Source organism: Bdellovibrio svalbardensis (assembly GCF_029531655.1).
In the GTDB taxonomy this organism is placed as follows: Bacteria; Bdellovibrionota; Bdellovibrionia; order Bdellovibrionales; family Bdellovibrionaceae; genus Bdellovibrio; species Bdellovibrio svalbardensis.
Window position 1 is genome coordinate 450,670 of sequence record NZ_JANRMI010000001.1, and the last position, 25,440, is coordinate 476,109.

The window sequence follows — 25,440 nt, forward strand, 5'->3', positions numbered from 1 at the left end:
TGTACCAAATCTTATTTTATCACTCGGCTCTGTGGATGAGATCTAACTTTAGTCTCAAAATTTCGCGAGTCATTCTGGCATTGAACACAAAAGCTCTGCATAAATTGGCTTTTGCTAGAATTCCACCACCATCAGTTCATGACGGTCATCCACTTTCAGGCAAGCCATTCCTGCGTTCTTGGCGGCTTCGATGCCTAAGGCGGCATCCTCAAAAACTAAACAATCTTCGGGGCGGACATTGAGCAATTCAGCCGCACGTAAAAAACAGTCTGGAGCGGGTTTGCCGTGGACATAGTCTTCCGCGCAAACAAGGTGATCAAAATACTTTGTTAAGCCTAGGTGTGAAAGGGTCGTCTCAACGGGTTTGTGGCGGCTGCCTGTGACGATCGCCATGGGAATCTTGCCGTGATAGTGTTTGATGATTTCCACAACCGAGACGATCTCTTTCACTTCATGGACCGAAGCGAAATAGTTGACCTCTTTAGCTTTTAAAAACTCATCAACGGGAATATCTACTTTGTGCAGTTCGTTGAGCATTTGCACGATCATGCGTGTGGGGCGACCCGCCCATGCCAGATGTTGCTCGCGGCTCAAGGTCAGATTGTAAATGGAAAGACCGTGATTCCAGGCTGCAAGATGAACACCCATGGTATCAGCAACGGTGCCATCAAAATCGAAAAGAAGAGCCTTGAATTCGCGACTAGGGTAATACTTGTTTAACATCTTTAAGATCCCTCAAGGGAAAATACATTGGTGCAATCTGAATCCACCAATAACTACCTCATAGATCAACTTGTGTCCACTCAAGCGACCTGAATTCTAGTCGATGGCTTGGGTACGGTCACACCTGCTTTCGGCGCCGGTGTTGCGTTTGGTCATGAGAGGAGCCAATAAAATAAAGATTTGAGCTAAGGTTACTTCGAGATCAGAAAATCAGGTCAGCGCTTCCTCATCTCTTCAAGCACGCCCTGAATGGTAATCAGGCCGTGGGCGATCTTGAGCATGAATGATGAAGAAGTAGGGATGTAGTGAAAGTTTGGATGCTGCTCCCAAACTTTCTTTAACTTTTCGTCAAGCAGAGTGGCGGCTCGCGAATCCTCGGAGCGGTAGGGGTTGTTACTTTCAATGTCTTCATTGACCGAGGCTGCTGTTTGAAAAAATATAACAGCATCATAGCGGGCGATTTCTTTCTCGAGACTGGATCCGATGCTTTCAAAAAAGCTGTTTTCGTCTTCCGGCCAGTAAGCCAGGCCGTCGAGGGCGCCACGGTCACAGACCAGCAACCGGTCTGAATACAGATTGTGATAGATATCCTCCAGATTGATTTGCATTTTATAGATAGAGCACTGCAGGAGCTTCATTCTTTCCGGGGTTCTTTCGCGATTGAGTCCGCGTGAAAATAAAGTTGTCGCTGCTTCAGGGATGATCTTTACTTCAGTTCTTAATTCCCTTTGGAAGAGATCTAGCGCCGTCGTTTTTCCGCCGCCGGGGCCACCAGTTATAACAATCTTGAAGTGATTATTTTTCTTCATAAGTGGTCGTTCTCCTAAGTCCGCTAGCAGACCCCTTAAGGATACCTGCGTAGGGAAAAGGCGTGTACCAAGAAGGTTCGGTTTTGTGTTTGGGCAAGGAGCCCAAGGGGCCCAATTTTTTAGGAGCCAAAGAGACAGAGTTTTAGCTGCCTTTTTATTCGATTTGGTATTTAATAGTCAGTCATAAAACAAAGAGGTTTTCTGTGCTTGGGATCATTGGCTTGGTTGTTCTAGCTCTTGTGGTAATTTTTGTGATCTTCATTTCAACTCGTCCTAGCAGTTTTAAATATGAACGCAGTGACCTTATCAATGCTTCGGCCGACAAGATCTTCCCTTACCTTATTAACTTCAAGCTGGCTGGGCAGTGGTCTCCTTATGAGCAAATGGACCCGAAGATGAAGAAAAATTATGGCAGTGTCGACGGTCAGGTGGGCTCTTGGATGAGCTTCGATGGAAACAAGGATGCGGGCACGGGTAATCTTGAGATACTGCAGATTGTGCCTAATGAGTCGGTGCAAATTAAACTTCAGATGCTGAAACCTTTTGAAGCGAATAATTTGGTTGAATACAAACTGACACCTGAGGGTTCTGGGACTCGATTTACCTGGACTATGTCAGGACAAAATCAATTTCTTGGAAAAATGATCACGGTCTTTATCGATTGTGACAAGATGTTGGGTGATCAATTCCTAAAAGGGATCAGCAACTTAAAAAATATTGTCGAAAATAATAAGTAATGTCGGCAAATCAAACAGGTCGAAATTTGAAAATCTCCCGTATCCTTCATGCGGGATACGTTTTTGAGTGCGATCAAACGCAGATCGCCTTTGATACAATATTTGAAAACCCATTCAGCAGGAACTGCCACGCGTTTCCGAACGTTCGATTTGATCACGAGCAAATCAGAAACCTGAAGCTGGATGCGGTCTTTATTTCTCATTTTCACGATGATCACTGCTCTTTCGAAAGCTTGGACTTCTTGGATCGTAAAACTCCGATCTACGTCTATTGTCTGTTTGAGGAGCTCTTTGCTTTGATTAAAGAGCTGGGATTTGTAAACGTCCATCCCTTGCAAATCGATGTTCCCGTTGTTGTGGGCGCCATTGAAATTATCCCACGCAGAGCTTTGGATTCCGATGTCGATTCGATGTTTCAAATTAAAGCTGCGGGCCTGAATGTCCTGAACGTGGTTGATTCGTGGATCGACTATTCGACACTGGATGAACTTGCGCGGATGGGGCCTTGGGATATGGTGATGTGGCCGTTCCAAACAATGCGCGAGATTGAAGTGATTGCACCGTCTCGGGCCACGGCTGCAACCGGAGAGCTTCCGGTGGAGTGGGTTGAACAGCTCACAAAACTAAAACCTAGATATATCGTACCAAGCTCTTGTCAGTTCGTTTTGGAAGACTGGTCTTGGTACAATCAGGCTTTCTTTCCAATATCCTATCGTCAGTTTCAGAAAGAAATTGAATCCGCCTTGCCGGATTCACAGGTCGTTAGATTAAATCCCTCGGTCTCTGTGACTTTGGATCAAGGGTCTCTTCAGCAATCATCGCCGTTGCCTTGGGTTCTGCCTGTCGGAGATCAGGATGTGGATTATGATTACAGACCTGAGCTGCCGCCGCCGCGAACAGCAGAGATCGCTCAACATTTCGAACCACTGACGGCACAACAAACAGAAAGAGTTTACGAATATTGCCGGGTTGGATTGATTGAAAAATATCAGTTGATGGATCCACCTGCTGATATGTACTTTGAAAAGCCAAGGATGTGGCAGTTGTCTGTTTATGACCATAAGGGCGAGGTCAGGATTTTCCGCTATCGATTGGATGGTTCTAGTATTGAAGCTCTTGCAGATACACAAGACCCTTTATCTTGGACAACCGAAGTTCCTATTTCTAAACTCTATGCCGCTTTAGAGCTCGGGGAGTCTCTGACTTCGATGTATATGCGAATTAACGATATGGTCTTTGCGCCAGAGATCGAAAAAGAAATTCAGGACGCTGATATTGTCGATGATCCGTTAATACGCTGCCTGTTCAATGGATTTTTTGGATCCTATCAGATCGCGCAGCTAAAACGAATCAAGGCGCGGGAGCACGCAGAGAAGTTCTGATCTTTTCCAGCAAAAGACCTAGCTTGTTTTTGCCAGTTCGATCTCCGCAATCACCCCAGTAGCAATCATTTTTGGTATGCTCGTAAATTCGCGCAGTCCCCGTAGAAAGCAATAAGTTCTGCAAATCCGGATAGCGCGAAAATTTATCCACGACCGCTTTTTCCATGAATTCATCTTTGCGCTGTTCCCAGTCCGCACGTTTTTCAATATTCTTGTCGCGTCCGCGCAGGGCCGCCTCATAAGGCGTTGGCGCTTCCTTCACCCAGGCCATGAGCTCTTTCTTCTCGTACTTGTGAGCTTGATAATAGTGCTCGCTCGTCGCCCACCATTCATCATCGACGAAAACCGGGAAGAGGGCAAAGTTAGAAAATTCTCCGTAAGGATCTTTGGTGGAGTAGAAATCCAAAATCGCTTCTTGATAGGGGACGGCGGCTGTCTTGGGGAATTGCTCGTAATGGCGGGCCCCAGGATGTGCGCACGCGACTTCACATGAGAAAACTAAAAGAAGTAAAAAGAAGCGATATCTCTGCAGGAAATTCGTCATGAGCCAGTTATTTCAAAAACAATGGGAAAGCTCAATGAAAATAGAATTCTTTGGTGATCTGCGCTGTCGCAAGCCCCGCACGGGGCCTACTGAAGATTACTGATTTATTTTTTGCGGTAGAAGTGCAAAGAACCTTGGCCTCTGCGCATTTGTGGCTGAGAGTTAAAGCCCTTGTCGTAGGCCTCAAACATTTCATCTATACTTTGAATTGAGAACTCTTTGGAGTTGGCGCTTTCTTTTTGGAAGACCATATTGTCACCGATGTAAACAGCACTGTGGCCAACCTCAGTTCCGACGTCGAACCAGACTCTTTTGTGTGTATCCTCGTCAAATTCGCGGACTTGGGTTTGAAACCAAACCGCTACATAGTCGCCGGCCTTTAGCTCTTCTCTGGAAATCTCGACAAAGTCTCGGGCAATGATTCCAGGAACCTCTGTATAGAGGAGTTCCCATTTTTCCACGGCTTCGCGAACCCCTTGTTCATAAAGAGCGTTCCAATGACAATTCGGATAGCCTCCATCAGGATAAACTTTCTGGTCGATGAGCTGCTTCACCTTGGCGACTCGGTCGATGGTGGATTGAGACAACTGATCTATTTTTTGATTGCAGACTTCGGCTGAAATGGAAGGGTTGCAGCAGTTAATGCCCTTATATTGAAGCTGGTTTTCAGGGGAGCAAAAGAAGCTGGTGGCCCACGCTGGCGCAGTTAGAACTGACAAAGTTATAGACAGTAGGACGCGAGAAAAAGCCATGGAGTGCCTCCAAAAACAATAGAGCGAGTTGAGCTTCTGCATTGGAGGATATTGCTGTAATTGTGCCAAGGCTTTTAGAGAATGGTCTCCCGCGATTCATAGGCGCGGGAGACTTTACTTAGACGATTAGCCGCGACGTTTGGGAGCACCTGAAGAGAAGCCACGCTTTGCTGCGGGCTTGGCACCGCCCTTAAATGGGGGCTTCGCTGAGGCGCTTGGTTTTCCTTTTCCCAAAGGTTTCGCATCAGCGGCCTTTGCGGATTTCGCTGCAGGTTTTGCGACGAATTTTCCAGCAGCTTTTTCTGTTGTTTTACCTTTGCCGGCAGCTTGAGGCTTCACATAAGGTTGTGATGCATATTTAGCGGCATCTCTGACTGCAGGCATTTTGCGGCCTTCGATTTGTGCAAGCAAGCGCTCATCACGTTCAGTCACAAGATTGATAACGAGGCCCTTGCGACCGGCACGTGCTGTACGGCCCGCGCGGTGAAGGTAGTTTTCTTTTTGTTTCGGCAAATGGTAATTGATCACACGGTCTACGTTGTAGATATCCAAACCACGACCCGCAAGATCGGTGGCGACCAAGAGCTTTACTTTGCCGTCGGCGAATTTTTTAAGATTCTGACGACGATCATTTTTTTCCATTTCGCCGCGATAGATGACAGCTTCATATCCGTTGTCGGCCAGTTCTTTGGCAAGATTGTCACACTGTTCGCGAGTGTTGGTGAAAAGAATGGTTCCGCCTTCGACGGGTTCGGCCAAAATCTTTTCCAGCAAAGGCCAACGTTTACCGTCTTTGACAATGCGGTTGGATGTTTTCAAAGATTGCACAACTTTACCGCTGCCAGAACTTCTGAAGATCTCTGCAGAGGCAAAAAGGTTATTGATCAAATCCTGAACGGCTGTTGAAACCGTTGCAGAGAACAAAGCCATCTGCACGTCCTTAGGACAGGCATAATAAACTTTATTGGAATCAGGCAAGAATCCTTGATCCATCATCTGATCGGCTTCGTCAAAAACCAACATACGCACGTCTGTAAGATTGATCAGATCGCGATCCATCAATTGAGTCAAACGACCTGGAGTAGCAAGCAAGATTTCAAATGCACCCGAAGTATTTCGGCGCGCTTGTTCCATCGCCATACCACCCAAAGCAGGGCGAACACGCAGGCGAGTATCATGGGTCAATGTTTTAAAAACTTTAGAAACCTGTTCGCCTAGCTCTCTAGTCGGAACCATGACGATTGCGCGAGGTGAAGCCTCCGCAGTCACTGGTGTGCCCTCATCTTCGAGAGTTTTTAACATGTGCAAAAGAGGAAGAGCATAGGCCAAGGTTTTACCGCTGCCGGTTTCAGAAACTCCAACGACAGATTGTCCTGCCATCATCAATGGAATGGTGTTGTTCTGAATTTCAGTGGGTTTGACGATGCGCTGGGCTTTCAGAGTTTTAAAAAGTGATGCCAGTAAACCAAAGTCAGAAAATGTGCTCATGGGAAGGGTCCTTACTCAATGAAATCAAAGATCTGGGCACTCTATCTTTCATTCGGTAGATGCCCTACAAAAATCGCCTTAAAGGCCTAATATATTTGGATTATTTAAAAAAATTACCAGCTCGTAGGCCAAAATAAAAAGCCAACCCCTGGGGATTGGCTTTATTGTTTAGATTCTGAGGCTAAGTTCTATGCTTTGCGTACGAACTCAGACTTCAAATTAATAGCGCCGATACCGTCGATTTTGCAGGCGATATCATGTCCGTCTCCGGCATCAGTAAGGCGAATATTCTTAACTTTCGTTCCGACTTTAACTGCGGAAGAAGAGCCTTTAATGCGAAGTTCTTTAATGACAGTCACTGAGTCGCCATCATTCAAGACGTTGCCGTTAGCATCGCGCACGAGATTGTCTTGGGGAGCTTCGACGGGTTGCTCAGAAGAAGCGAGAGCGCTCCATTCGTGGCTACACTCAGGACAAATCCAGAGGTTGCCGTCAGAGTAAATATTTTCGGAATTACATTTTGGACAATGAGTTGGATCTTGCATGGGCCGATCTTATTCGACGCGGGCCCTTTTTACCAAGAAAATCGAAGCTATTTGATAATGCTTTGAATCCAAGGATAGGCATCTGAAACATCGGCGTAGCCGTCGACATTGGCTTCGTTATCTCGATTGAACGGACGGCAGGCAAAACCCCAGCTGACGATTCCGATTTGGGTGAAGGCGCCATTCGCAAATTGAAACAAAGGACCGCCGCTATCACCTGGACAACTGGATTTTGTATTCTGAAAAGTTTCAGCGCACAAGACATCAGGGCCGAGTGGCCAATTCTTCTTACGCAAGTAAGGGTCTTCCGCGCAGGCTTTGCGACTCAGGAGGGGCAGAGTGATTTTCTGCAGCAAGACACCATCTTGCTTTCCAGCAGAGTCGACAAGGCCCCAGCCCGCCACCGTTCCGAATAAAGGCGTTGAAGAGCTATCCAAATCTTTTTGATTTAGCGAAACAGGAGTGACATCGGTGACGGGGTCAACCAGTTCTAGCAAGGCGACGTCATGATGAGGCCATGAAAACTGTGGATGAATTAAAATAGATTTAGCTTTGAGTGCTCGTCCACCCTGGCCGGAAATTTTATTGCTTCCGATGTACATGACGATGTCTTTGAGTTTGATGGTGCCCACTGTTTTGTCGGTGACATCCTCAAGAAGGCAGTGAGCAGCGGTTAGGACCCATTTTGGATGAATTAAACTGGCTCCGCAAAGATGATCTACGAAATTGTCCTGAGGGCTGTTTTGCCAAATATTAATTAAAAATGGAAATTCATTTTCTGTGGCGTTGGTGCCGCCAATGATAGAAGCGACGGTGTTTTTTGCATTGATCGTTTCTTCAGAACTCTTTGGCTGGCAAGAGGTCTTCATGGTCCATGTTGTGAATAGAAATAGTAATGTCGAAACCCGCATGGAACCCGCCCTGTGATAGGGGAAAAGTATCCGACCCAAGGGAAAAAGGCACTTCTGCCCTGATTCCCCTGCAAAAACTTCATAGCCAAGCCGCGGGAAAGTCCTAGATTTGGTTCCTATAATACAGCTCAACCACGCCGTTCTTTCTGACCTTGGATCTGATTAGCGAGAGCTTCATGCGCTCGTCCATCTCTTTAAACAGGGGATTTCCTTTTCCAAGAAGAATCGGGTTGAGAAGAATTTGGTATTCGTCGATCAGCCTGAGCTTCATAAAGGAGGCCGCCAATTCGGCGCTTCCAAGGATAACGACGTCCTTGCCAGGTTGTTTTTTGATGGTTGCGACTTCGTCTGAGATTGCTCCTTGGGCCAGTCTTGAATTCTCCCACTCCACTTTTTCCAGGGTTCGAGAGAATACGAGCTTGGGCAATTCATTCATGCTTTTTACTATGGGCGATGATTGGGTGGAGGCGTGAGCCCAGGCTTTTTCCATCAGCTGATAGGTTTTCCTTCCGAAGATCATTGTATCCACAGAGTTTAGCAGCTCCACGGCAAACTTATCATGCTCTTCATCGGCATAGTGCCAATCAATTTCTTGCTGGGGTCCTTCGAAGAATCCGTCGATAGTCATGAGGTTGCAGAAAATAATTTTTCTCATCATCAATCTCCTAAATGCACTCAAGGTTTATTATTCAGAACAGATGAGAGAAATTGCAATGGCCCTTACAAATACACACAATATTTTTAAACTGATGAGCAAAGATCCGAAGATGTCGAAAATGAATATGGAGCCTTCGTTCATAGATCCGAAACGTATGGTTGTCGGTGGCTTCTCTCTTTTAGTGGCAGTTGAATAGTTATCATCAAAGTCGGCTGGTAAAAGCTTTCCGACTTTTTTCTGCACAGACCATCAGCGAGCGAAATTGCTCGACAAATCACAGATAGATTTCCTTTAACATTATGAGATAAGGCTTTTTAGCACTCCTAACGATTCATCTAGCGGCACATCTTCTCTTTAGTTAACTTTCCATCAAGATTTCAATTACGCGCAAAGTTCAAAGGAGGAAGATATGCGTTTTGATGTTAAGTTACTTCTTGTTTCAATGTTTTTCGCGACGACAGCCCTCGCAACAGAGACTGTCTCTATTCTTCAACCCGGCCCACCCACTGCCATATCGCCACAGCATGATGATCCGACGGCCCCTGGCTGGTCTCCATGGTCAAGCATTGGAGGAATCGCCACTTCTGATCCGGCATCGTGTTCTCGATCAGGATATAAAACCGATGTCTTTGTAAAGGGCGCTGACAACGCACTTTGGGTTAAAAGTTGGAATGGCTATTCTTGGTCAGCCTGGAAATCACTCGGTGGATTCTTAACCTCATCTCCCGCAGCGGCTTGTTGGGGACCGAATCGTATCGATGTTTTCGCAAGAGGTGGAGACAATGCTCTTTGGCAGAAAACGTTCCTACATGGTTCATGGGGAGCCTGGCAATCTTTGGGTGGAGGCTTAACTTCGGGTCCTGCTGCTGCGACATGGTCGGGTGGACGACTTGATGTCTTCGTCCGTGGTGGCGACAATGCCCTCTGGCACAAATGGTTTATGGGTGGTGCCTGGTCAGGTTGGGAGTCCCTCGGTGGAATCTTAACTTCAGATCCTGCTGCGGTTTCGTGGGGAAGCGGTCGCATTGATGTCTTTGTGCGAGGAACTGACAATGCTCTTTGGCACAAGTGGTTTACTGGTGGTGCTTGGTCGGGCTGGGAATCTTTAGGAGGTATTTTAACTTCTGCTCCTGATGTTTCCTCTTGGGCTTCAGGTCGTCTCGATGTTTTTGTGCGCGGGACAGACAATGCCCTCTGGCACAAATGGTACAGTGGGGGTTGGTCTGGATGGGAATCTTTGGGCGGAGGATTGATCTCGGGACCTAGCGCAGATTCTTCTTCTTTAAACCGCATCCTTGTTTTTGTTATCGGAACTGACAATGCGGTTTGGTTTAGGGCTTATAGATAGTTAAAGTAAAGACTGACTCGTGACGGGATACTTAGTTCACGAGTCGGTCTGTTCAAGTCTTGGCAATTCGATCTTTGCAGAGAAGAGGGATCGGATATTTGCGAAAATCCAGGATAGTGAATAGCCACTCCAAATAATCAAAGTCATATCCACAGGTACTCGGAAACGATTTTCAGATTTGAAAATATAGACCGTAAGAAAAATAGAAAGCATCAACATTGCAAGGACTTGGCTTTCTTTGTGCCCACGTAGATAAAGAAGTATGAATCCCAACAAACTCATTGGGAGCAAAAGATAATAGTAGATATTCTTCCAAGGTCCATAGACAGCTACGAAGGTGTGATTGAAGCCCGCCGGCCAAAGCTCATTGCCTGCAAAGAGGTAATAGATATAGCGGAAACTTGTGAGCATAATCTGCGGATTTTCTTGTACACACTTGATGCCTTCACCCCAGAAGTAAGATTGATCGGTGAAGGGGCGTGGCCACTTTTTGCTGGCGCGCTCACCGGTCTCGTTGAAAAGAGGAGACATCCAGTTGTTTCCCGCAGAGTCCTGATTATTTTTCCAAGGACATTTCCCTTCGACGAAATTTAAGCCTCCCGCTGTAGGACCGGGCATTGCTTTGTTATATGCATATTGAGTCCAAGCTAAGTGAGGCGTCATGATGACAATACAACCTAGAGCCATTGCCGAGACATTGCGCAAAGATTTTTTTAAATCGGTTCTGTCTTTCAATAGCAACAAGATACTAAAGAGAGGAACAAAAACCGCGTGATTACCTTTAAAGTAGAAGCTGATCATCAAGAGTAGACCTGCGACAAAGTATTTCCAAGGCTGCTCTTTTTTGAAGGTTCGGAAGATCCACCACATTGCGAAGGTAAGAAGAAACGTGTAGAGGCATTCCGCCAAATGATAAGAAGCGAAGCTGATTTGCGGAAAATGCAATGTAGCGAGGATCAAGCTGAATAAACCAGCCATCAGGCCGAAATACTCAAGTGCCATCAGAAAAATTAGAAGCGATGTACCCCAGGAAGCAAAGACCTGGCTCCAATTAAGAAGTTCCCACCCACCAATTGCGCGCATTAACAGGGACCAAAAGGTATAACCGAGAGGTTGAAAGTTTTGATCCAAGTTGTATTCACCACGAAGAATTTCCACGGCTCTTTGGAAATATCCAGCCATATCCGATTGAAGAGTTATCTGCGGTGGGCTGATAATGAAGACGGAGTAGAATCGTAACGCGAATCCAGCACCTAGAATGAGGATGGCGAACATTCTCCATTTTTTGTTCTGAATAGGAAGAGTGGAGTAGAGCATTCCCGCCATAACGAGAAATAAGATACCGAGTGCAAAAATCAAAATAGGCTCTGTCCAATCCTTTTCAAGATAAACCCCATAGCGACCCCCATTTGTTTGTCCCGAGAAGCTCCACGTGGTGGCTTCTTTGAAGGTCGATGAGGCTTGGCGCAACAGCATTCCATTTTGATTGTCACAACGAAGTTTTTCGTTGGTAGGTAGATTCCATTCGCGATTATTTGTTGTGATGAAATCCAAGCAGCCCCATATACGCAGGCGAAGGCGCTCTAAAGGAAAGAGCTGTGGTGCCACCTTGAATTTCATCCAGTACAAACCATTTTCGTGGCTGCGATTTTGAACCAAGGATGAAGGAGCTTGATAGTCTGTATAGAGGTCAGGATAAATGACCTCAGTTGTATCCCATCTTGGTGTCACGGCACAAAACCATGCGATAATGCCGAGAATGACCACGATGCCAAGTTTTAAAAGAAAATGAGGTTTGTGTAAAAGGCTGCGAATAGACATAGAGCACGCTTATAGGCATTGCCAACCCGGGCCTCAAGTTACGAATCATTCAGGTGAGCACGACAGGCGATTTGTTCTGGCGAGAATGAAGAACTTGTAATTGGAGTCATCGTGACGGCTTGATGGTGAAGTCATTCCGGGGTAAAAATAGTTGGGGGAAAAATGCAAACTGGAAATGTCGCGCAAACTGTCGGTCAAACACCACTTATCAAGATTAAATCTCTTTCTGATGCCACTGGCTGTGAAATATATGGCAAAGCGGAGTTCCTGAATCCCGGTGGAAGTGTAAAAGATCGCGCAGCCTTGGGGATTATTGAAGCGGCGGAACACGAGGGCCTTTTAAGACCTGGATATACAATTGTAGAGGGCACCGCTGGGAATACGGGAATTGGTTTGGCGACGATTGCTGCGCAAAAAGGTTATAAGTGTGTAATTGTCATGCCGAACAATCAGTCGCAAGAAAAGTATGACACTCTAAGAGCTCTTGGTGTTGAGCTGGTGACGGTTCCACCTTGTCCTTTTGCCAATGAAAATCACTTTTACCATACAGCCAAGAGGATCGCAGCAGAGCGCAATCAAAGCTTTTGGGCTGATCAATTTGAAAATACCGCAAACTACAAGATGCACTTCAAAACCACAGGTCCCGAGATTTGGGAACAAACTGCCGGAGAGATCGATGCCTTTATATCTGCGGTGGGCACAGGCGGGACATTAGCGGGCGTTTCAAAGTTTCTGAAATCAAAAGACAAAAGTATCCATGTGCGTTTGGTGGATCCCTTTGGTTCAGGCCTTCATTCGTATTTGAAAACGGGGCAACTTGCAGCGACGGGATCTTCAATCACCGAAGGCATTGGTATTATGCGTTTGACGGCCAACTTTAAAGAGGCCGTGATTGATGATGCCGTTCAAGTAAGTGATCAAGAGATGATTTCGATGCTTTACCATCTGGCAAAACACGATGGAGTGCTCGTGGGAACATCTGCAGCTTTGAATGTTTTCGCTGCCTACAAATATGCGTTGGAGAATAAGGGCTCGGGAAAAAATATCGTCACAGTCCTTTGTGACTCTGCGGTTCGCTATCAATCGAAAGTATTTAATCAAAATTTTTTGAGTGAAAAAGCTTTGCAGCCAGAGCCTTTGTATTGAAGACTGAAGTCACGGGGGCTCAACATGGGATATGTACTTTACGAAAGCGGTAAAAAGGTCGGGGAGTTGGAAGACTGGAAATTGATCCAACATCCCGCTGAAGTTAAAAATGTGCTGGGTAAAGAGTTTGTCTCTCGTAAGCCTTACGATGAGTGCTCGTTCACCTCACCGAAGCCCGTCAATCGCAAGGGGAAGTTTTCTGTGATTCAAGACAAGAAGACAGAATTTGTTTTGGAAGCCACGAGTATTAAGAATGGCACCATTGTGATTGCCACGGTTTTGGAAAAGAAGAAGATTTAATTTCGGGATAGAAAAAGGGGAGAGTGCCTTTTTTAACCGAAGAAGCAATGCAACACCGGCGATGGTGTTGCGTTGCTTCTTCGCTTGTAAAGGAAAACCCACACCTTGTCAGAGATGCGGGTAATAGTAACGTTGCCTCATTTTTCATGAAGCCTATTTATCTTTAACTACGCGCTCGTGGAGTTTGACGGGCTCAACGTTTTGTTTCTTGCGCATTTTTATATTGAGCATTTCAACCAGAATTGAGAATGCCATCGCAAAATAGACATAACCTTTAGGAATATGCACTTCGACTGATTCGACGATCAAAGTGAAGCCAATCATCAACAGGAAGCTTAAAGCAAGGACCTTTAAAGAAGGATGGGCATCGACGAAGTCGCTGATAGTCTTTGCTGAAAAGATCATTACCAAAGTAGATGCCAGAACCGCCGCAACCATCACAGAAAGCTGACTGACCATACCCACAGCCGTGATGACGGAATCCAATGAGAATACGATATCAAGCAACAGGATTTGGAAAATCACCGCATTGAAGGAGTGCGCGACAGAGTTTGACTGACTGCCTTCGACACCTTCAAGTTTGTGGTGAATCTCAAGAGTGCTTTTGAAGATCAGGAACAGACCACCCAAAAGAAGAATCAGGTCGCGACCAGACAGCTCGTGCCCAAAGACTGCAAACAAAGGTTCTGTGAGGCCGATGATCCAAGAGAGTGACATCAAAAGAAGAATGCGCGTGAAGACCGCAAGTCCAAGACCAGTCATTCGGGCTTTTTGTTGTTGGTCCTTTGGAAGTTTTCCAGCGAGGATTGAGATAAAGATGACGTTATCAATTCCTAGCACCAGTTCCAGTGCAAAGAGCGTGAAGAAAGCGATCCATACCTGGGGATTCGCGAGCATTTCGATCATGAAAGAACTCCTTTGTGTTCGCCCTTACTTATAAACGGATTTATCAGCCTTGGGTATGCGGATTGTGACATCCGTTTTTAACAATTATTAATTCTATATTGTCTGATGTGCGAGATTCTTCAGGGCCTCGCCCGTAACGCGATGGACGGTCCATTCATCCATAGGTTTTGATCCCATCGAAAGATACAAATCAATTGCCGGCTGATTCCAATCAAGAACAGACCATTCCAGTCTTCCGCACTCGCGCTCCACAGCGATTTTTGCCAAGGTCGAAAGAAGTTTTTTTCCATAACCTTTGCCGCGATATTCTGGGAGTACAAAGAGGTCTTCAAGATAAAGCCCGGGTGCTCCTAAAAAAGTCGAGAAGCTATGAAAGAAGAGTGCGAAGCCAACTTTCTTGGAGGATTCTTCGAGGAAAATAACTTCTGCGAATTTTCGATCGCCGAAGAGATTCTTCTTCATCGATTCTGCGGTGGCGATGGCTTCATGTTCCAGCTTTTCGTATTTCGCAAGTTCCTTGATGAAGTGTAAAATCGTAGGAATGTCGTTTTCAGTAGCCCAGGTAATCTGAATGTTATTGCTCATGACGGGGATTGTAGACGGACTTTCAGAAGGTGTCATTAGATAGCAGTAGAGGTCGCGTTTTCCGAAGAGCGTGGACCCCTACCGTTCTGAGTCAGCTGGTGCAAATCATTGCACAGTGATCCAGACATTTGATTTACCGTTGGCTCGAACCAATCGATTGAACATATAGGCATTATCCGGATGCATGCGAATGCAGCCATGTGAGGCGGGGGTGCCGAGCTTAGGCCAATTGCCTCGAGGTGTGCCGTGCAAAGCATAGCCTCCCGTGATGAAGACGGCATAAGGCATATTACCAAGTCCGTTGTAGTCTCCGCCTGGGTATTTTCCCGAAGTATAGGCGTCGTAGATACGTCCGTCAGGATGGCGATCGAAGTTTGGAGTGCCGTAACCCGCCATACCAGTAGAAACCGCCCAAGAGCCACGCAAACTTCCATTTACGTAAAGATACATTCTTTGCGATGATTTCACGACTTGTGCCCACACAGCGCAACTATTGCGTGAACAGCCTCCAAAGATTCCGATGATGTCATCCATAATGCTGTTTTCCAGATGGGCTGATTTGCCGGTTTCGCGTTCGTAGATCTCATCGATCTGTTGCAAAGTTTGTTCAATGTTGGGATCGAAGGGATTGAGCTCTTCGATGACGTTTGTCGTTTCGGGGTCAGGCTCGTTCGAGGCCTGTGAGTTGACGGGAATTGTCATCGAAAAGAGTAATGCTACAACGAGGGATGCTAATTGATGCTTTGTTTTCATGTCACACCTCATTAAGTTTAGTGGGTTCACTGTCATTTCTTGCTCTTAGTTTACGCCTGCGCGTTCAAAGAACTTTATTTTCCTAGTCCTCAAAAGATAGCTGACATAATTTTTGTATTCTTTTTGCGGTCCCCCACAGGACTTCTCGTGGCAGGGTGGAAAGGATGTGTCGAAGGTAGATGATTAACGGCAGGTGATAGTCATTAAACAGTTGTGAACAGAAATCCCGCAGTGGGTCATGCATTGGCATTTGCCTGCTGTCGACTCTGTGGGTATTGGTGTCGAACACATTTGTCCATAGAGGTGAAAAGTGATCAAAGGCTTTAGAGTGCTTGGATGGTTAGAAGGCATTTCTCTTTTGGTTTTGTTGTTTATCGCAATGCCAATGAAATATGTGATGGGGCAACCCGAAATGGTTCGCATGGTTGGGCAGGCACATGGGATGTTGTTTTTGCTTTATGTCGTGATGGCCGTGAATTTGGCAATCTCACATGACTGGAAGAAAATGAAACTGTTGATGGCAGTTATTTTGTCTTCAGTTCCATTTGGAACTTTCTTTTTCGAGAAGAAATATCTCTAGGAAGAAATAAGGAAAGCCAGGCAGCACCACACCGCCTGGCCTTGGGATATCCTTGAGTTCAACTCAAGGATATTAGGAACTAGTTACGATCTTGATCCAAAGTGATGTCCATTCTGTTCAAGCCAAGGTTTACACCGAAACCTTTTGCGAACTGCAATGAAACTTTAAGAGCCATAGTTGGCAAATCTACGCGAGTTGCAGTGATAAGACCAACGCCACCCAAGATAGCGCCTTGAGCTTGAGCCACATAATAAGTACCCAAGATTGAAGCTGGGTTTGTGTCAAACAAAGCGATTTCAGCAGCTTGACCAGTCAACTCCATGCGACCGAAAGCAATTTGTGGAGAAAGCGGTTTCGCTTTCATAGTTACGTTCACTGGATAGTGAGCTGTTGCACCTGAAAGGCTTACGCAGTTCAAATCGCCCTTACCCTGATAAGCATAGTCACCCAAGATAACTTTGAATCCACGAGCTTCACCTTTGAAAGCCAAGTTACATGCCCAAGCTGGAGCTTCCAAAGCGTGTGCAGAAGCTGTTCCCAAAACCATCGCGATAACCAACATAACTTTTTTCATTTTCATACTCCTTGAGAGTTTGTGTTTTTGTTTTTCCGCTACATGCGGTGATGGGCTATAGGTATTTTAGAAAGTTCCGGCTGTCTAGGGGGTGATCGGGACATTGTGTCCCGACTTGTAAAAACGGGACAAAGTGTTCCGAATACTTGCGTTGCAGAAATCGTTGGCATATATAAGACGCATGGAAATCACTGTAAAAAATTTACTCCTGACGGAACTTGCCAAAAGGCAGACACGCAACTCCTCTTATTCCTTAAGAGCCTTTGCGCGCGATCTGAATATTGGTGTGACGACCTTGTCTGATGTTCTTGCAGATAAGCGCTCTTTATCGAAGACCAACCTGCAGAAGGTGATGGAACGTCTTTTGGTTTCTCCCTTGGAGAAAGAGAAGTTGTGGTCGGACTATAAAGATCAAGCAAGTCGTCCGGAAGTGGATGATCGTACGTATTTGGATGAAATGACATTTCGTTTGATCGCAGACTGGCACTACATAGCGATTCTGAATCTTGCGAAGATCAAAGATAATCAAGCGACCCCCGCTTGGATTGCAGAAAGATTAGGAATCAAAAAGTCTGAAGCCGAAGAGGCACTAGAGCGTTTACTCAGTTTGAATCTTGTAAAAAAGACTCGAGGGCGCATGACTAGAACAACTACTCCAATTGCGACTTCGCGAGATATCCCTTCAGCTGCAATTAGAAAGCACCACAGCCAGAATTTGCAATTGGCAGAGGCTTCATTACATCGTGACCCTGTTCACACGCGCGAATTTGGTTCTATTACAATGCCGGTGAACCCTGAAAAACTGCCACAGGCTAAGGAGCTATTAACTAAAACTCGTAAAAAAATAGCTGATCTGCTAGAAGACGGGGCCGTAACAGAGGTTTATACGCTTTCGTTCCAGTTGTTCCCGATAACGAAACTTTCTGACACTTCGACTTCGTCGAAGTAGTTTTACGGAGGATAAAAGATGATTAAGTTAAATCAGTTTGTCTTGTCTGCATGTTTGATGGCGATAGCTTCCTTCAGCACTTCTGCGGCTTTCGCCCGCGGCGGTGATATGGTCAATAACGGCGGTGGCATCGCTGAAAAGAATGTGTTTTACGCATACGAAAAGCTGGATAAATACATTCTAATCTGCCTCAACTCCGATGCTTGCAAATTGAATGAGCGACAAAAGATCGTTCTTCGTCAAATTCTTGCGACCTTGCCGCGCGAAAAATCCATGCAGCAATTGTTCTTCTCTTCAGAGAAAAAAATGCCCGGAACATATATTATCGACGGCTTGGTAAGAGTTGCGAAGACCGGGAGTGAAGTCGGCAGCCCGATCTACATCAACTCAGATCTTCTTTATAGCAGAAATGAAGCTAACAGCTATGATCCCGTTACAATCCCTGAGGCGGTGGCAATTCTAATTCATGAGATGGGACATCACCAGGGGAGCTATTCTCATGAAGAGTTAGACCTCATTGGCGTGCGAGCTTCCATGCTTCTTCAGCAGAAGTTTATTTCAACGCCTTTAATCCCTTGGACTTCGGAAATTTCAGCCAATGTTCTCAATCCGAATGTAGTTTCCTCATTCCCGGAGGTTCTGCTTAATATCGGTGACGACGTGCTCGATATCAGTCGCATGTATGAAGAAACTGCGATGTGCTATGCCATTACAATCCCAATTCCAATTTTGCCATTGCCGGATCTTGAACTTTTAAACAAGAAGCCAGCAGGATCTTTGTTCCACAATGTACATTGGGATAAGTTTTCTGAAAAAGGTGATACATTGACTGTTCGTATTATTGGCAATGTTTCTAATAACTGCGTTTACAAAACTGATATTGGCATTCGTAATAACGATTACAAGATGGCGATTGGTTTTACCGCCAACAAAATCAATGGCAAATGGGTGCTCGACAGAACCTCTGTGGAGATGAATCAATACCGCGAACCTTGGTACAAGCTGATCAAGCTTCCAATCAATCCTTTGCACACCTTGATGTAGTTTTTAAAGCCCACGAAAGTGGGCTTTGTTTTTTGGGTAGATTGTATCGGCCGCAATTTCAACTGCGCTTTTCTGCATCAATGCTGAAGAGCCCAAGTGAAATCGCAGTCGATAATGAGTTATATATGCGCAGCTTGGGCGATAGTCAGTATGCTAAGAATTGCCATGATTACTATTAAGCTTTTCATCTGCAACATCCTTTCGCTTATGTCTGAATTCTAGGACTATAGTTTTACTTAGATAACTCAAAATACACTGATCTTTGGCAGGACAAAACATTTAGTGTTTGTGGACATCCAAGTCTGACATTTGCCATCTATAAAAATGGTCGACATCGTTGCGACGAGGGGTAGCATTTAAGTGGAAGGAGCTTCTATGAAAGTCATCAAGTTCATTCTTGGTTCCGCTCTTGGCGCTATCCTTATTCTGGTCGCGATCGGCTTCTTTCTTCCCTCCAACTGGCGCGTCGAAAGATCTATCATCATTAAAGCCCCGCCTGAAAAAATCTATCCCTATATTGCCAATATCAAAACCGGATGGCCGCAATGGAACTCGTTTGATAAGGAAGATTCCAATATTCAGTTTACCTATACAGGGCCCGAGGGGGGAGAAGGTGCCAGTCGCTCTTGGACATCTGAGAAGGTGGGAAGCGGAGTGCAAAGAATCACCAAGGCCAATATCCACAGTGGGATTGATTTTGAGGTCTCTACGGAAGGTGCGGGTTTTGTTGTGTATGGAAGTATAAACATGGAGCCGCACCCAGAGGGAACCAAGGTGACTTGGCGAGACACAGGTAATATGGGCGCGAATCCCATTTATAAGATTATGGGTTATCTAATGGACTCTATGTTGGGAAAGAATTTGCAAAAGAGTCTGGAGCAACTCAAGGGAAAGGTTGAAGCGGAAGCACCCTAGAGGTGCTCTCATTCGGAGACAGATATCTGTGTCGGCCTAGTATTGTTGACTCAAACCAAGACAGCCATTGATTTGTTTTTGGGGTCATCTTGTGAGTTCCCAGAGACAGAGAGATAATAAGACAAAGTACGTAGAGATAATGTTTCGCATGAAGAGACATTTAAGATTACGGAAGGTTTTAAATATGGCTCGTCATTCAGATAAAAACACATTCTTTATTGTCAGCGGAGATCAAGGCCGTATTGCCAGTCTCACCGAAACCTTGGGGAAAAACTTCGCAAACTCCAGTGTCTTTCACGCCTGCGATTGGTTTGATGTGAAATACAAAGTCGACAATGTCAGACCGCGAATGATTTTTATTGATGAGTTTCTCCCTCGCGGTTCTGGGATGGAGATTCTGGCGAAAATCTTAAAAGAAAAGAACAATGCGGAGTCGCATATCGTGATCATGTCCTATGCGGCTGATCCGAGTCTTTATCCTCAAGAAGTCCAAAAGGGGCGCGTTCAATTCCTGCGGGAGCCTGACAGCGAAGAAGCCATCATTGCCTGTGTTTCCAAGGTCATTGCTCCGAAACAAACTGCAAGTTCCAAGTCCTCCAAGGCCTCTGACTTTAAACTGATTCATCTGACCAAAGGGGATGTTCTGTTTAAGGAGGGCGAGGACACGCGTGTCGTGTACATTGTCAAAAATGGAATTCTGCGTGCTTATGCTGACAGTCGTGAAGGCAGCCGGGTCGATTTGGGTGACATTAATTCAGGTGAGTTTGTCGGTGAAATGGGTCATTTCAATCATGAACCTCGTTCGGCCACAGTGGAGGCTCTTACCGACGTGGAATTAATTGAAATTCCGATGAGCTCTTTGGACAACGTGATCTTTTCGAAACCCTCATGGGCAAAGGCCTTGGTGAAAACCTTGGCGCAAAGACTGAAGAAGGCCAATAAAGCCCTTGCCAGCTAGCAAAGTAGTTGATCCTGCTGGGGACTCTGATTATCGTAAGAGGGCTCTGATCTAGTCAGAGTTTTCTCTAAAGGAGTCCTCAGTGAAATTTCTCGCGCTTGCAGTTATCGCCTTGGCCACTCACTCAGCTTTTGCCGCAAAAACTGAGACCAAAGAATTTGATGCCAAATATGTGAAGTCTTTAGAAATCGAAAACATGCAGGGTGCGATCAATATCACAGGGGTGACCTCTGAGAAGGCCATCGTGGTTGCAGAGCAAGAGAAGTTTCCAGAAGACTGCCGTATGGAGATCCTTCAAGAAGGCACTGAAGTCAAAGTGAAGGTCGATCAAAAAAGCTTCATGAGAAAAGACTGCGTTGTTAATTTCACAATCAATCTTCCGGTCAATGTGAAATTGAATATCAAGCAAGGTTCTGGGAATCTGACTATTTTGAATACCAAAGGCGTGATCGACTACAAAGTCGGCAGCGGTGACGTTTCGATTGATTCCGAGATTGTTAAAATTGACGGTAAAATTGGCTCAGGAACGACGACAGTAAAGGGCTTGCAGGGCGATGCCCATTTCTTTGCTGGCAGTGGTGCGCATAAGGTGACTTATGCCAAGGTGCCGGCAAAAGGCGAGATTGAAATCAAAACCGGTTCTGGCAATGCGGATCTGACACTGCCGGCGGATACCAAGTTTGAACTCGAGTCTAAAATCGGTTCGGGCAAAGTGACGAATGAGATTGGCGAAACTAAGAAAGCCAAATTCAAGGTTATCTACAAAGCGGGAAGCGGAAATCTTAATATTCTTAAAAACTAGGCATTGTCCGGATGCCAATGTGCTTCCTAACTGAGCTTTAAACAGACTTAAAAAGAACTTGAGAATCTTCGTTGCAAGTCAGGCAGTTTGCAACGAAAGTGGTGCCTATGAAAACTCCGCCTCTTCCTCTGGAAAAAACCCTCCACGATTCTTTTAAGCTTGATGCATTTCGTATCGGTCAAAAGGAAATTATCTCTGACACTTTGTCAGGGAAGGACGTGCTGGCGGTTCTGCCGACGGGTGGTGGTAAGTCCTTGTGCTTTCAACTTCCTGCGGTGGCGGAAGGTAAGCTTGTCATCGTGATTTCACCGTTGATCGCTTTGATGAAAGATCAGGTCGCGTCACTGCAAAAAAAGGGAATCCCTGCAGGTGCACTTTATTCCGGACAATCTGACTTTGAAAAGCGTGAAGTTTTTGTCGATATCGATAAAGGTGGAGCTTACATCCTGTATCTTTCCCCGGAAAGAGCGCAAAAAGAGGGGTTTCAACGCTGGATTCTGAAAAGACCTATCGCACTTTTTGCGATCGATGAAGCTCACTGCGTATCGCAATGGGGGCATGACTTCCGCGAAGAGTACGCCCAACTCAATATTCTAAAATCAATAAGACCGGATGTTCCGATCCTGGCGCTCACCGCTTCCGCCACACCGACGGTGTTGGCAGATATTGCAAAACATCTGCAGCTTAAGACTCCTGAACGTCATGTGCATGGATTCTATCGCCCGAATTTGTATTACCAGGTTGAATTCTGTGCCGATGATGAAGCGAAATCCTTGATGTTGCTTGAAGCAATCAAGCGCACACCGCAGGGTCGCATTATCGTTTACTGCGGCACTCGCAAAGTTACTGAAAGTCTTGCGGGCTTCTTGCAAAAGCGTTTTTCTAACGTTGGCTATTATCACGCAGGAATGAGCAATGAAGAGCGCACTTCCACTCAAGAATCCTATGCCCGGGGTGATTTAAGAATTCTCGTGGCGACCAACGCCTTTGGAATGGGAATCGATCAGCCGAACGTTCGCTTGGTTGTGCATTATCAAATGCCTGCGAATATCGATGCCCTTTATCAGGAAATGGGACGTGCGGGCCGTGACGGTGCCGACTCAACTTGTTTGATGCTCTATTCTCGAAAAGACAAGGGATTGCAGGGTTACTTCATTTCCAGTTCTGAAGCCCCTCAAGAAATTAAGAACGCCCGTTGGCGCAATCTGGAAGCTTTGGTGAATTATTCTGAAGGTGGTGAATGCCGTCATGCCGAGATTCTGACTTATTACAAAGATGCTCAGCGAATTGAACGCTGCGGTCATTGTGATACCTGCATTCCAAATTCAAATCGTCGGGTTCCGGTTCCGGAAATCCCGAAATCTCCAGTGTCGGCGGAGATGAAAACAACGAAGACCAGAAAATCATCAAAAAGCAAAAACGATGTGGGAACTCTTGTGCTTGATCAAATGCAAGAACAGCGCTTCCAGCTTCTAAAGGCTTGGCGTAAAGAAAAGGCCAAAGAGATTGATGCTCCGGCCTTTGTCGTCTTCAGTGATCAGACCTTGCGACATTTGGCAGTCCACAATCCGAGCAGCCTGGATGCGCTTAAGAACATTCATGGTATCGGCGAGTCTAAACTGGAAAAATACGGATGGGATCTCTTGGCAGAGCTCGGCCACCGTCACTAGGAAGGTTCAGTCCGCAAGAATCAAGTCATTCGACAACGGAGCTCCCTTATTTTTTTCGACGACATTTATCTCCTTTGGGCTGATGATGATCTTTCGGGGGATTTATGAGAGTAGCAATTGCGGGGGCAAGTGGATTTGTTGGCAAAGCGCTGATGAATGCGCTATCTCGAGATTATGATCTGATTGCGCTCAGTCGCTCTAATAAAAAAGACTCACAAAAAAATATTGAATGGCGCGCCTGCGATCTTTTTAGCCTGCTGGATGCGGAAAAAGGTCTGCAAGGTGCAGACGTTGCGGTTTATCTTGTCCACTCTATGCGGCCCTCGGCTCACCTTTCGCAAGGATCCTTCGAAGATTTTGATTTGATTGTTGCCGACAACTTTGTCAAAGCGGCAGAGCGCTGTGGTGTGAAACAAATTATTTATCTGGGAGGTTTGGTCCCGGAAAATCAAGGACGCCCGTCCAAGCATCTTGAGAGCCGTCGTGAAGTTGAAGAAGTCTTCGAGCAAAGCAAAGTGCCTGCCATCATCTTCAGAGCTGCAGTGATCATTGGCGGCGAAGGGTCTTCCTTTCACATCATGACCCGCTTGGTAGAGCGGTTGCCCGTGATGGTCTGCCCATCATGGACGAGCACCTTGAATCAGCCAGTGGCCTTGTCGGATGTCTGTCGCAGTATTGCGTATGCATTGGGTAAATCTGAATTTGAGAATAAAACCTTCGATTTGGGGGGAAGCGATATTCTCAGTTATCGGGATATGATGCTGAAGGTGGCCGCCTTCAAGGGACTGAAACGAAGATGTATCCCTTTTCCATTCGTGACACCTGGGCTTTCAACCTTGTGGGTATGCGGTGTCACGGGGGCACCTAAAAGCTTGGTTCGCCCATTGATTGAGGGTTTGAGATTTTCAATTGTCGCGCGAAAAGATCATGAGTTTAAAGTGCCAGGTCATCCAAGTCTGAGTCTTGAGCAGGCTTTGCAAGAGGCCAATCAATCATATGATCACCATGCAAAACCCCATGCCTTTAAAAAGCCAGAGATCGGGCGTTTCGAAGCGCGTTCGGTGCAAAGACTGCCATTGCCCAAGGGGTGGAGTGCCGAGGATGTCGCGAAGGCCTATATGGATTTTCTGCCAAAACTGCGTCCCCTTTTTGTAAATGTCAGGGTGAAAGATTCTTGGGTTTATTTTGAAAATAGATTTCCGAAATTCACTTTGCTAGAGCTTGAGTATTCTCCGGAGCGAAGTTGGCGCAACCGACAGCTTTTCTATGTTCGTGGGGGCCTTTTGTCGCAAAAGATAGGGCGAGGGCGTCTTGAGTTCCGAGAAGTTCTCGGTGGTCGGGCCTGTCTTGCTGCGATTCATGACTTTAAACCGAAACTTCCTTGGTTTGTCTACACCTCCACCCAAGCGGTCTTTCATCTTTGGGTGATGACGGAATTTAAGCGATATCTGAAAAGGCAAGAGGGACGTGCGGCTCCCGTGTCGACATAGGATAGTCTTGAATTAAAAGGACCCTTCCAGTATTTTACTAGAGGGAGATTCTATGAAACCAATCATTCTTACTGGCGATCGTCCAACCGGCCCTCTTCATTTGGGACACTACGTAGGCTCTTTGCAAAATCGCGTTAAATTGCAGGCAGACTATCAGCAATTTGTGATCATCGCGGATGCTCAAGCTTTAACTGATTATTATGACAATCCAAATCTAGTGCGCACGAATGTTGAACAAGTGGCATTGGATTATCTGGCGGTGGGCTTGGATCCCGCACAAAGTACATTCTTCATCCAGTCACAAATTCCAGAACTTTATGAGCTGACATTTTACTTTATGAATCTGGTCACGGTCGCGCGTCTTGAGCGCAATCCAACCATCAAGGATGAGATTCGTCAGAAGAACATGAAGGACTCCATCCCCGCTGGCTTCTTCTGCTATCCGGTCAGCCAAGCTGCCGACATTTTGGCGTTCAAAGCAGATCTCGTTCCCGTTGGCGAAGATCAGAATCCTATGATCGAACAGACTAATGAAATTGCGAAACGATTTAACTATCTTTATAAAACCGAGTGCCTCAAGGAAGTGAAATCTTTGATTGGCTCCGTCGGGCGTCTTCCTGGAATTGATGGAAAGACGAAAATGAGCAAATCCCTCGGCAATGCAATTTATCTGGGTGATTCGGCAAATGACATTAAGAAAAAAGTAAACTTGATGTACACGGATCCAAATCATTTGAAGGTGGAGGATCCAGGCACTGTTGAAGGGCATGTGGTGTTCTCTTTCTTGGATATCTTTGATACCAATCAAACGGAAGTTGAAGAGTTGAAAGCACATTACCGCCGCGGTGGACTTGGTGATGGTGTTCTTAAAAAACGTTTGATCGATATTTTGGAGAACATGATTGCGCCCATGCGCCAGCGTCGTGAGCAATTCCAAAAAGATCCAGCTTATGTCCAAGAAGTTTTGCGTAATGGCACGGCTCGAGCACGAGAAGTAGCCGCGAAGACTCTTTCTGAGGTAAAATCGGCGATGGGCATCGTTTACTGACT

The 25,440-nt window shown here is 45.9% G+C and carries 28 protein-coding genes; 15 read left to right on the forward strand and 13 right to left on the reverse strand.

What is annotated here, in order from left to right; translation table 11 throughout:
• Window positions 1-114 precede the first annotated feature (114 nt).
• Window positions 115-723, reverse strand: a complete 609-nt coding sequence (locus NWE73_RS02185) for an HAD family hydrolase (protein ID WP_277576629.1) — start codon at window positions 721-723, stop codon at window positions 115-117.
• 215 nt (window positions 724-938) lie between these two features.
• The gene (locus NWE73_RS02190; RefSeq protein WP_277576630.1) at window positions 939-1,532 is read right to left on the reverse strand and encodes an AAA family ATPase; all 594 of its coding nucleotides are present in this window, start codon (window positions 1,530-1,532) and stop codon (window positions 939-941) included.
• A 203-nt stretch (window positions 1,533-1,735) separates the two neighbouring features.
• On the opposite strand from NWE73_RS02190, the gene NWE73_RS02195 reads away from it, so the two are divergent.
• Window positions 1,736-2,269 (forward strand): SRPBCC family protein, encoded by a 534-nt coding sequence (locus NWE73_RS02195; RefSeq protein WP_277576631.1) that lies wholly within the window; start codon window positions 1,736-1,738, stop codon window positions 2,267-2,269.
• The gene (locus NWE73_RS02200; RefSeq protein WP_277576632.1) at window positions 2,269-3,651 is read left to right on the forward strand and encodes an MBL fold metallo-hydrolase; all 1,383 of its coding nucleotides are present in this window, start codon (window positions 2,269-2,271) and stop codon (window positions 3,649-3,651) included. The genes NWE73_RS02195 and NWE73_RS02200 overlap by 1 nt, the downstream gene beginning before the upstream one ends.
• Here NWE73_RS02200 and NWE73_RS02205 read toward each other — a convergent pair.
• From NWE73_RS02205 to NWE73_RS02230, 6 genes are all read right to left on the reverse strand, one after another.
• A complete protein-coding gene (locus tag NWE73_RS02205) occupies window positions 3,620-4,195 on the reverse strand; it encodes an NADAR family protein (RefSeq protein ID WP_277576633.1) in 576 nt (191 codons plus the stop codon). The genes NWE73_RS02200 and NWE73_RS02205 overlap by 32 nt on opposite strands.
• Before the next feature lie 104 nt (window positions 4,196-4,299).
• Complete coding sequence (locus NWE73_RS02210; RefSeq protein ID WP_277576634.1) at window positions 4,300-4,947, reverse strand: hypothetical protein; 648 nt, start codon at window positions 4,945-4,947, stop codon at window positions 4,300-4,302.
• Between the two features lie 126 nt (window positions 4,948-5,073).
• Window positions 5,074-6,435, reverse strand: a complete 1,362-nt coding sequence (locus NWE73_RS02215; RefSeq protein ID WP_277576635.1) for a DEAD/DEAH box helicase — start codon at window positions 6,433-6,435, stop codon at window positions 5,074-5,076.
• Between the two features lie 188 nt (window positions 6,436-6,623).
• Window positions 6,624-6,980 (reverse strand): zinc ribbon domain-containing protein YjdM, encoded by a 357-nt coding sequence (locus NWE73_RS02220; RefSeq protein WP_277576636.1) that lies wholly within the window; start codon window positions 6,978-6,980, stop codon window positions 6,624-6,626.
• A 47-nt stretch (window positions 6,981-7,027) separates the two neighbouring features.
• On the reverse strand, window positions 7,028-7,849 hold the full coding sequence (locus NWE73_RS02225; RefSeq protein ID WP_277576637.1) for a S1 family peptidase: 822 nt from the start codon (window positions 7,847-7,849) through the stop codon (window positions 7,028-7,030).
• Window positions 7,850-7,994: 145 nt separating this feature from the next.
• A complete protein-coding gene (locus NWE73_RS02230) occupies window positions 7,995-8,546 on the reverse strand; it encodes a dihydrofolate reductase family protein (RefSeq protein WP_277576638.1) in 552 nt (183 codons plus the stop codon).
• Between the two features lie 43 nt (window positions 8,547-8,589).
• Here NWE73_RS02230 and NWE73_RS02235 point away from each other — a divergent pair, with 43 nt between their 5' ends.
• Together NWE73_RS02235 and NWE73_RS02240 are read left to right on the forward strand one after the other, a co-directional pair.
• Window positions 8,590-8,745: a DUF1428 domain-containing protein gene (locus tag NWE73_RS02235; RefSeq protein ID WP_277576639.1), complete on the forward strand. Its 156-nt coding sequence runs from the start codon at window positions 8,590-8,592 to the stop codon at window positions 8,743-8,745.
• Between the two features lie 213 nt (window positions 8,746-8,958).
• Complete coding sequence (locus NWE73_RS02240; protein ID WP_277576640.1) at window positions 8,959-9,897, forward strand: hypothetical protein; 939 nt, start codon at window positions 8,959-8,961, stop codon at window positions 9,895-9,897.
• A 36-nt stretch (window positions 9,898-9,933) separates the two neighbouring features.
• On the opposite strand, the gene NWE73_RS02245 is transcribed toward NWE73_RS02240, so the two are convergent.
• Window positions 9,934-11,718, reverse strand: a complete 1,785-nt coding sequence (locus tag NWE73_RS02245) for an ArnT family glycosyltransferase (protein ID WP_277576641.1) — start codon at window positions 11,716-11,718, stop codon at window positions 9,934-9,936.
• A 162-nt stretch (window positions 11,719-11,880) separates the two neighbouring features.
• On the opposite strand from NWE73_RS02245, the gene NWE73_RS02250 reads away from it, so the two are divergent.
• Entirely contained in the window at window positions 11,881-12,864 is a 984-nt protein-coding gene (locus NWE73_RS02250; protein WP_277576642.1) for a cysteine synthase A, read from the forward strand.
• A gap of 24 nt (window positions 12,865-12,888) precedes the next feature.
• Window positions 12,889-13,164 (forward strand): hypothetical protein, encoded by a 276-nt coding sequence (locus NWE73_RS02255; RefSeq protein ID WP_277576643.1) that lies wholly within the window; start codon window positions 12,889-12,891, stop codon window positions 13,162-13,164.
• 153 nt (window positions 13,165-13,317) lie between these two features.
• Here the strand turns inward: NWE73_RS02255 and NWE73_RS02260 are convergent, their stop codons facing one another.
• The 3 genes from NWE73_RS02260 to NWE73_RS02270 form a co-directional block, all read right to left on the reverse strand.
• The gene (locus NWE73_RS02260; RefSeq protein ID WP_277576644.1) at window positions 13,318-14,070 is read right to left on the reverse strand and encodes a TerC family protein; all 753 of its coding nucleotides are present in this window, start codon (window positions 14,068-14,070) and stop codon (window positions 13,318-13,320) included.
• A 93-nt stretch (window positions 14,071-14,163) separates the two neighbouring features.
• Window positions 14,164-14,655 (reverse strand): GNAT family N-acetyltransferase, encoded by a 492-nt coding sequence (locus NWE73_RS02265; protein WP_277576645.1) that lies wholly within the window; start codon window positions 14,653-14,655, stop codon window positions 14,164-14,166.
• A gap of 105 nt (window positions 14,656-14,760) precedes the next feature.
• A complete protein-coding gene (locus NWE73_RS02270; RefSeq protein WP_277576646.1) occupies window positions 14,761-15,408 on the reverse strand; it encodes a L,D-transpeptidase in 648 nt (215 codons plus the stop codon).
• A gap of 310 nt (window positions 15,409-15,718) precedes the next feature.
• Here NWE73_RS02270 and NWE73_RS02275 point away from each other — a divergent pair, with 310 nt between their 5' ends.
• Complete coding sequence (locus NWE73_RS02275) at window positions 15,719-15,988, forward strand: DUF3817 domain-containing protein (RefSeq protein ID WP_277576647.1); 270 nt, start codon at window positions 15,719-15,721, stop codon at window positions 15,986-15,988.
• Window positions 15,989-16,067: 79 nt separating this feature from the next.
• Here the strand turns inward: NWE73_RS02275 and NWE73_RS02280 are convergent, their stop codons facing one another.
• Window positions 16,068-16,562: a hypothetical protein gene (locus tag NWE73_RS02280; RefSeq protein WP_277576648.1), complete on the reverse strand. Its 495-nt coding sequence runs from the start codon at window positions 16,560-16,562 to the stop codon at window positions 16,068-16,070.
• A 181-nt stretch (window positions 16,563-16,743) separates the two neighbouring features.
• Between NWE73_RS02280 and NWE73_RS02285 the strand changes: the two genes are divergently transcribed.
• From NWE73_RS02285 to trpS, 8 genes are all read left to right on the forward strand, one after another.
• Window positions 16,744-17,511 carry a DUF4423 domain-containing protein gene (locus NWE73_RS02285; protein WP_277576649.1) on the forward strand — a complete coding sequence of 256 codons (768 nt, stop codon included), beginning with the start codon at window positions 16,744-16,746 and terminating at the stop codon, window positions 17,509-17,511.
• 18 nt (window positions 17,512-17,529) lie between these two features.
• A complete protein-coding gene (locus tag NWE73_RS02290; protein ID WP_277576650.1) occupies window positions 17,530-18,555 on the forward strand; it encodes a hypothetical protein in 1,026 nt (341 codons plus the stop codon).
• Window positions 18,556-18,930: 375 nt separating this feature from the next.
• Window positions 18,931-19,470, forward strand: coding sequence for an SRPBCC family protein (locus NWE73_RS02295; protein ID WP_277576651.1), 540 nt, complete (start codon window positions 18,931-18,933; stop codon window positions 19,468-19,470).
• A 184-nt stretch (window positions 19,471-19,654) separates the two neighbouring features.
• Entirely contained in the window at window positions 19,655-20,428 is a 774-nt protein-coding gene (locus tag NWE73_RS02300) for a cyclic nucleotide-binding domain-containing protein (protein ID WP_277576652.1), read from the forward strand.
• Window positions 20,429-20,510: 82 nt separating this feature from the next.
• A complete protein-coding gene (locus NWE73_RS02305; RefSeq protein ID WP_277576653.1) occupies window positions 20,511-21,230 on the forward strand; it encodes a DUF4097 family beta strand repeat-containing protein in 720 nt (239 codons plus the stop codon).
• Between the two features lie 107 nt (window positions 21,231-21,337).
• Window positions 21,338-22,900: a RecQ family ATP-dependent DNA helicase gene (locus tag NWE73_RS02310; RefSeq protein ID WP_277576654.1), complete on the forward strand. Its 1,563-nt coding sequence runs from the start codon at window positions 21,338-21,340 to the stop codon at window positions 22,898-22,900.
• Between the two features lie 104 nt (window positions 22,901-23,004).
• The gene (locus NWE73_RS02315) at window positions 23,005-24,390 is read left to right on the forward strand and encodes an NAD(P)H-binding protein (protein ID WP_277576655.1); all 1,386 of its coding nucleotides are present in this window, start codon (window positions 23,005-23,007) and stop codon (window positions 24,388-24,390) included.
• A 52-nt stretch (window positions 24,391-24,442) separates the two neighbouring features.
• Window positions 24,443-25,438 carry a tryptophan--tRNA ligase gene (trpS, locus tag NWE73_RS02320; RefSeq protein ID WP_277576656.1) on the forward strand — a complete coding sequence of 332 codons (996 nt, stop codon included), beginning with the start codon at window positions 24,443-24,445 and terminating at the stop codon, window positions 25,436-25,438.
• The last annotated feature ends 2 nt before the right edge of the window (window positions 25,439-25,440 follow it).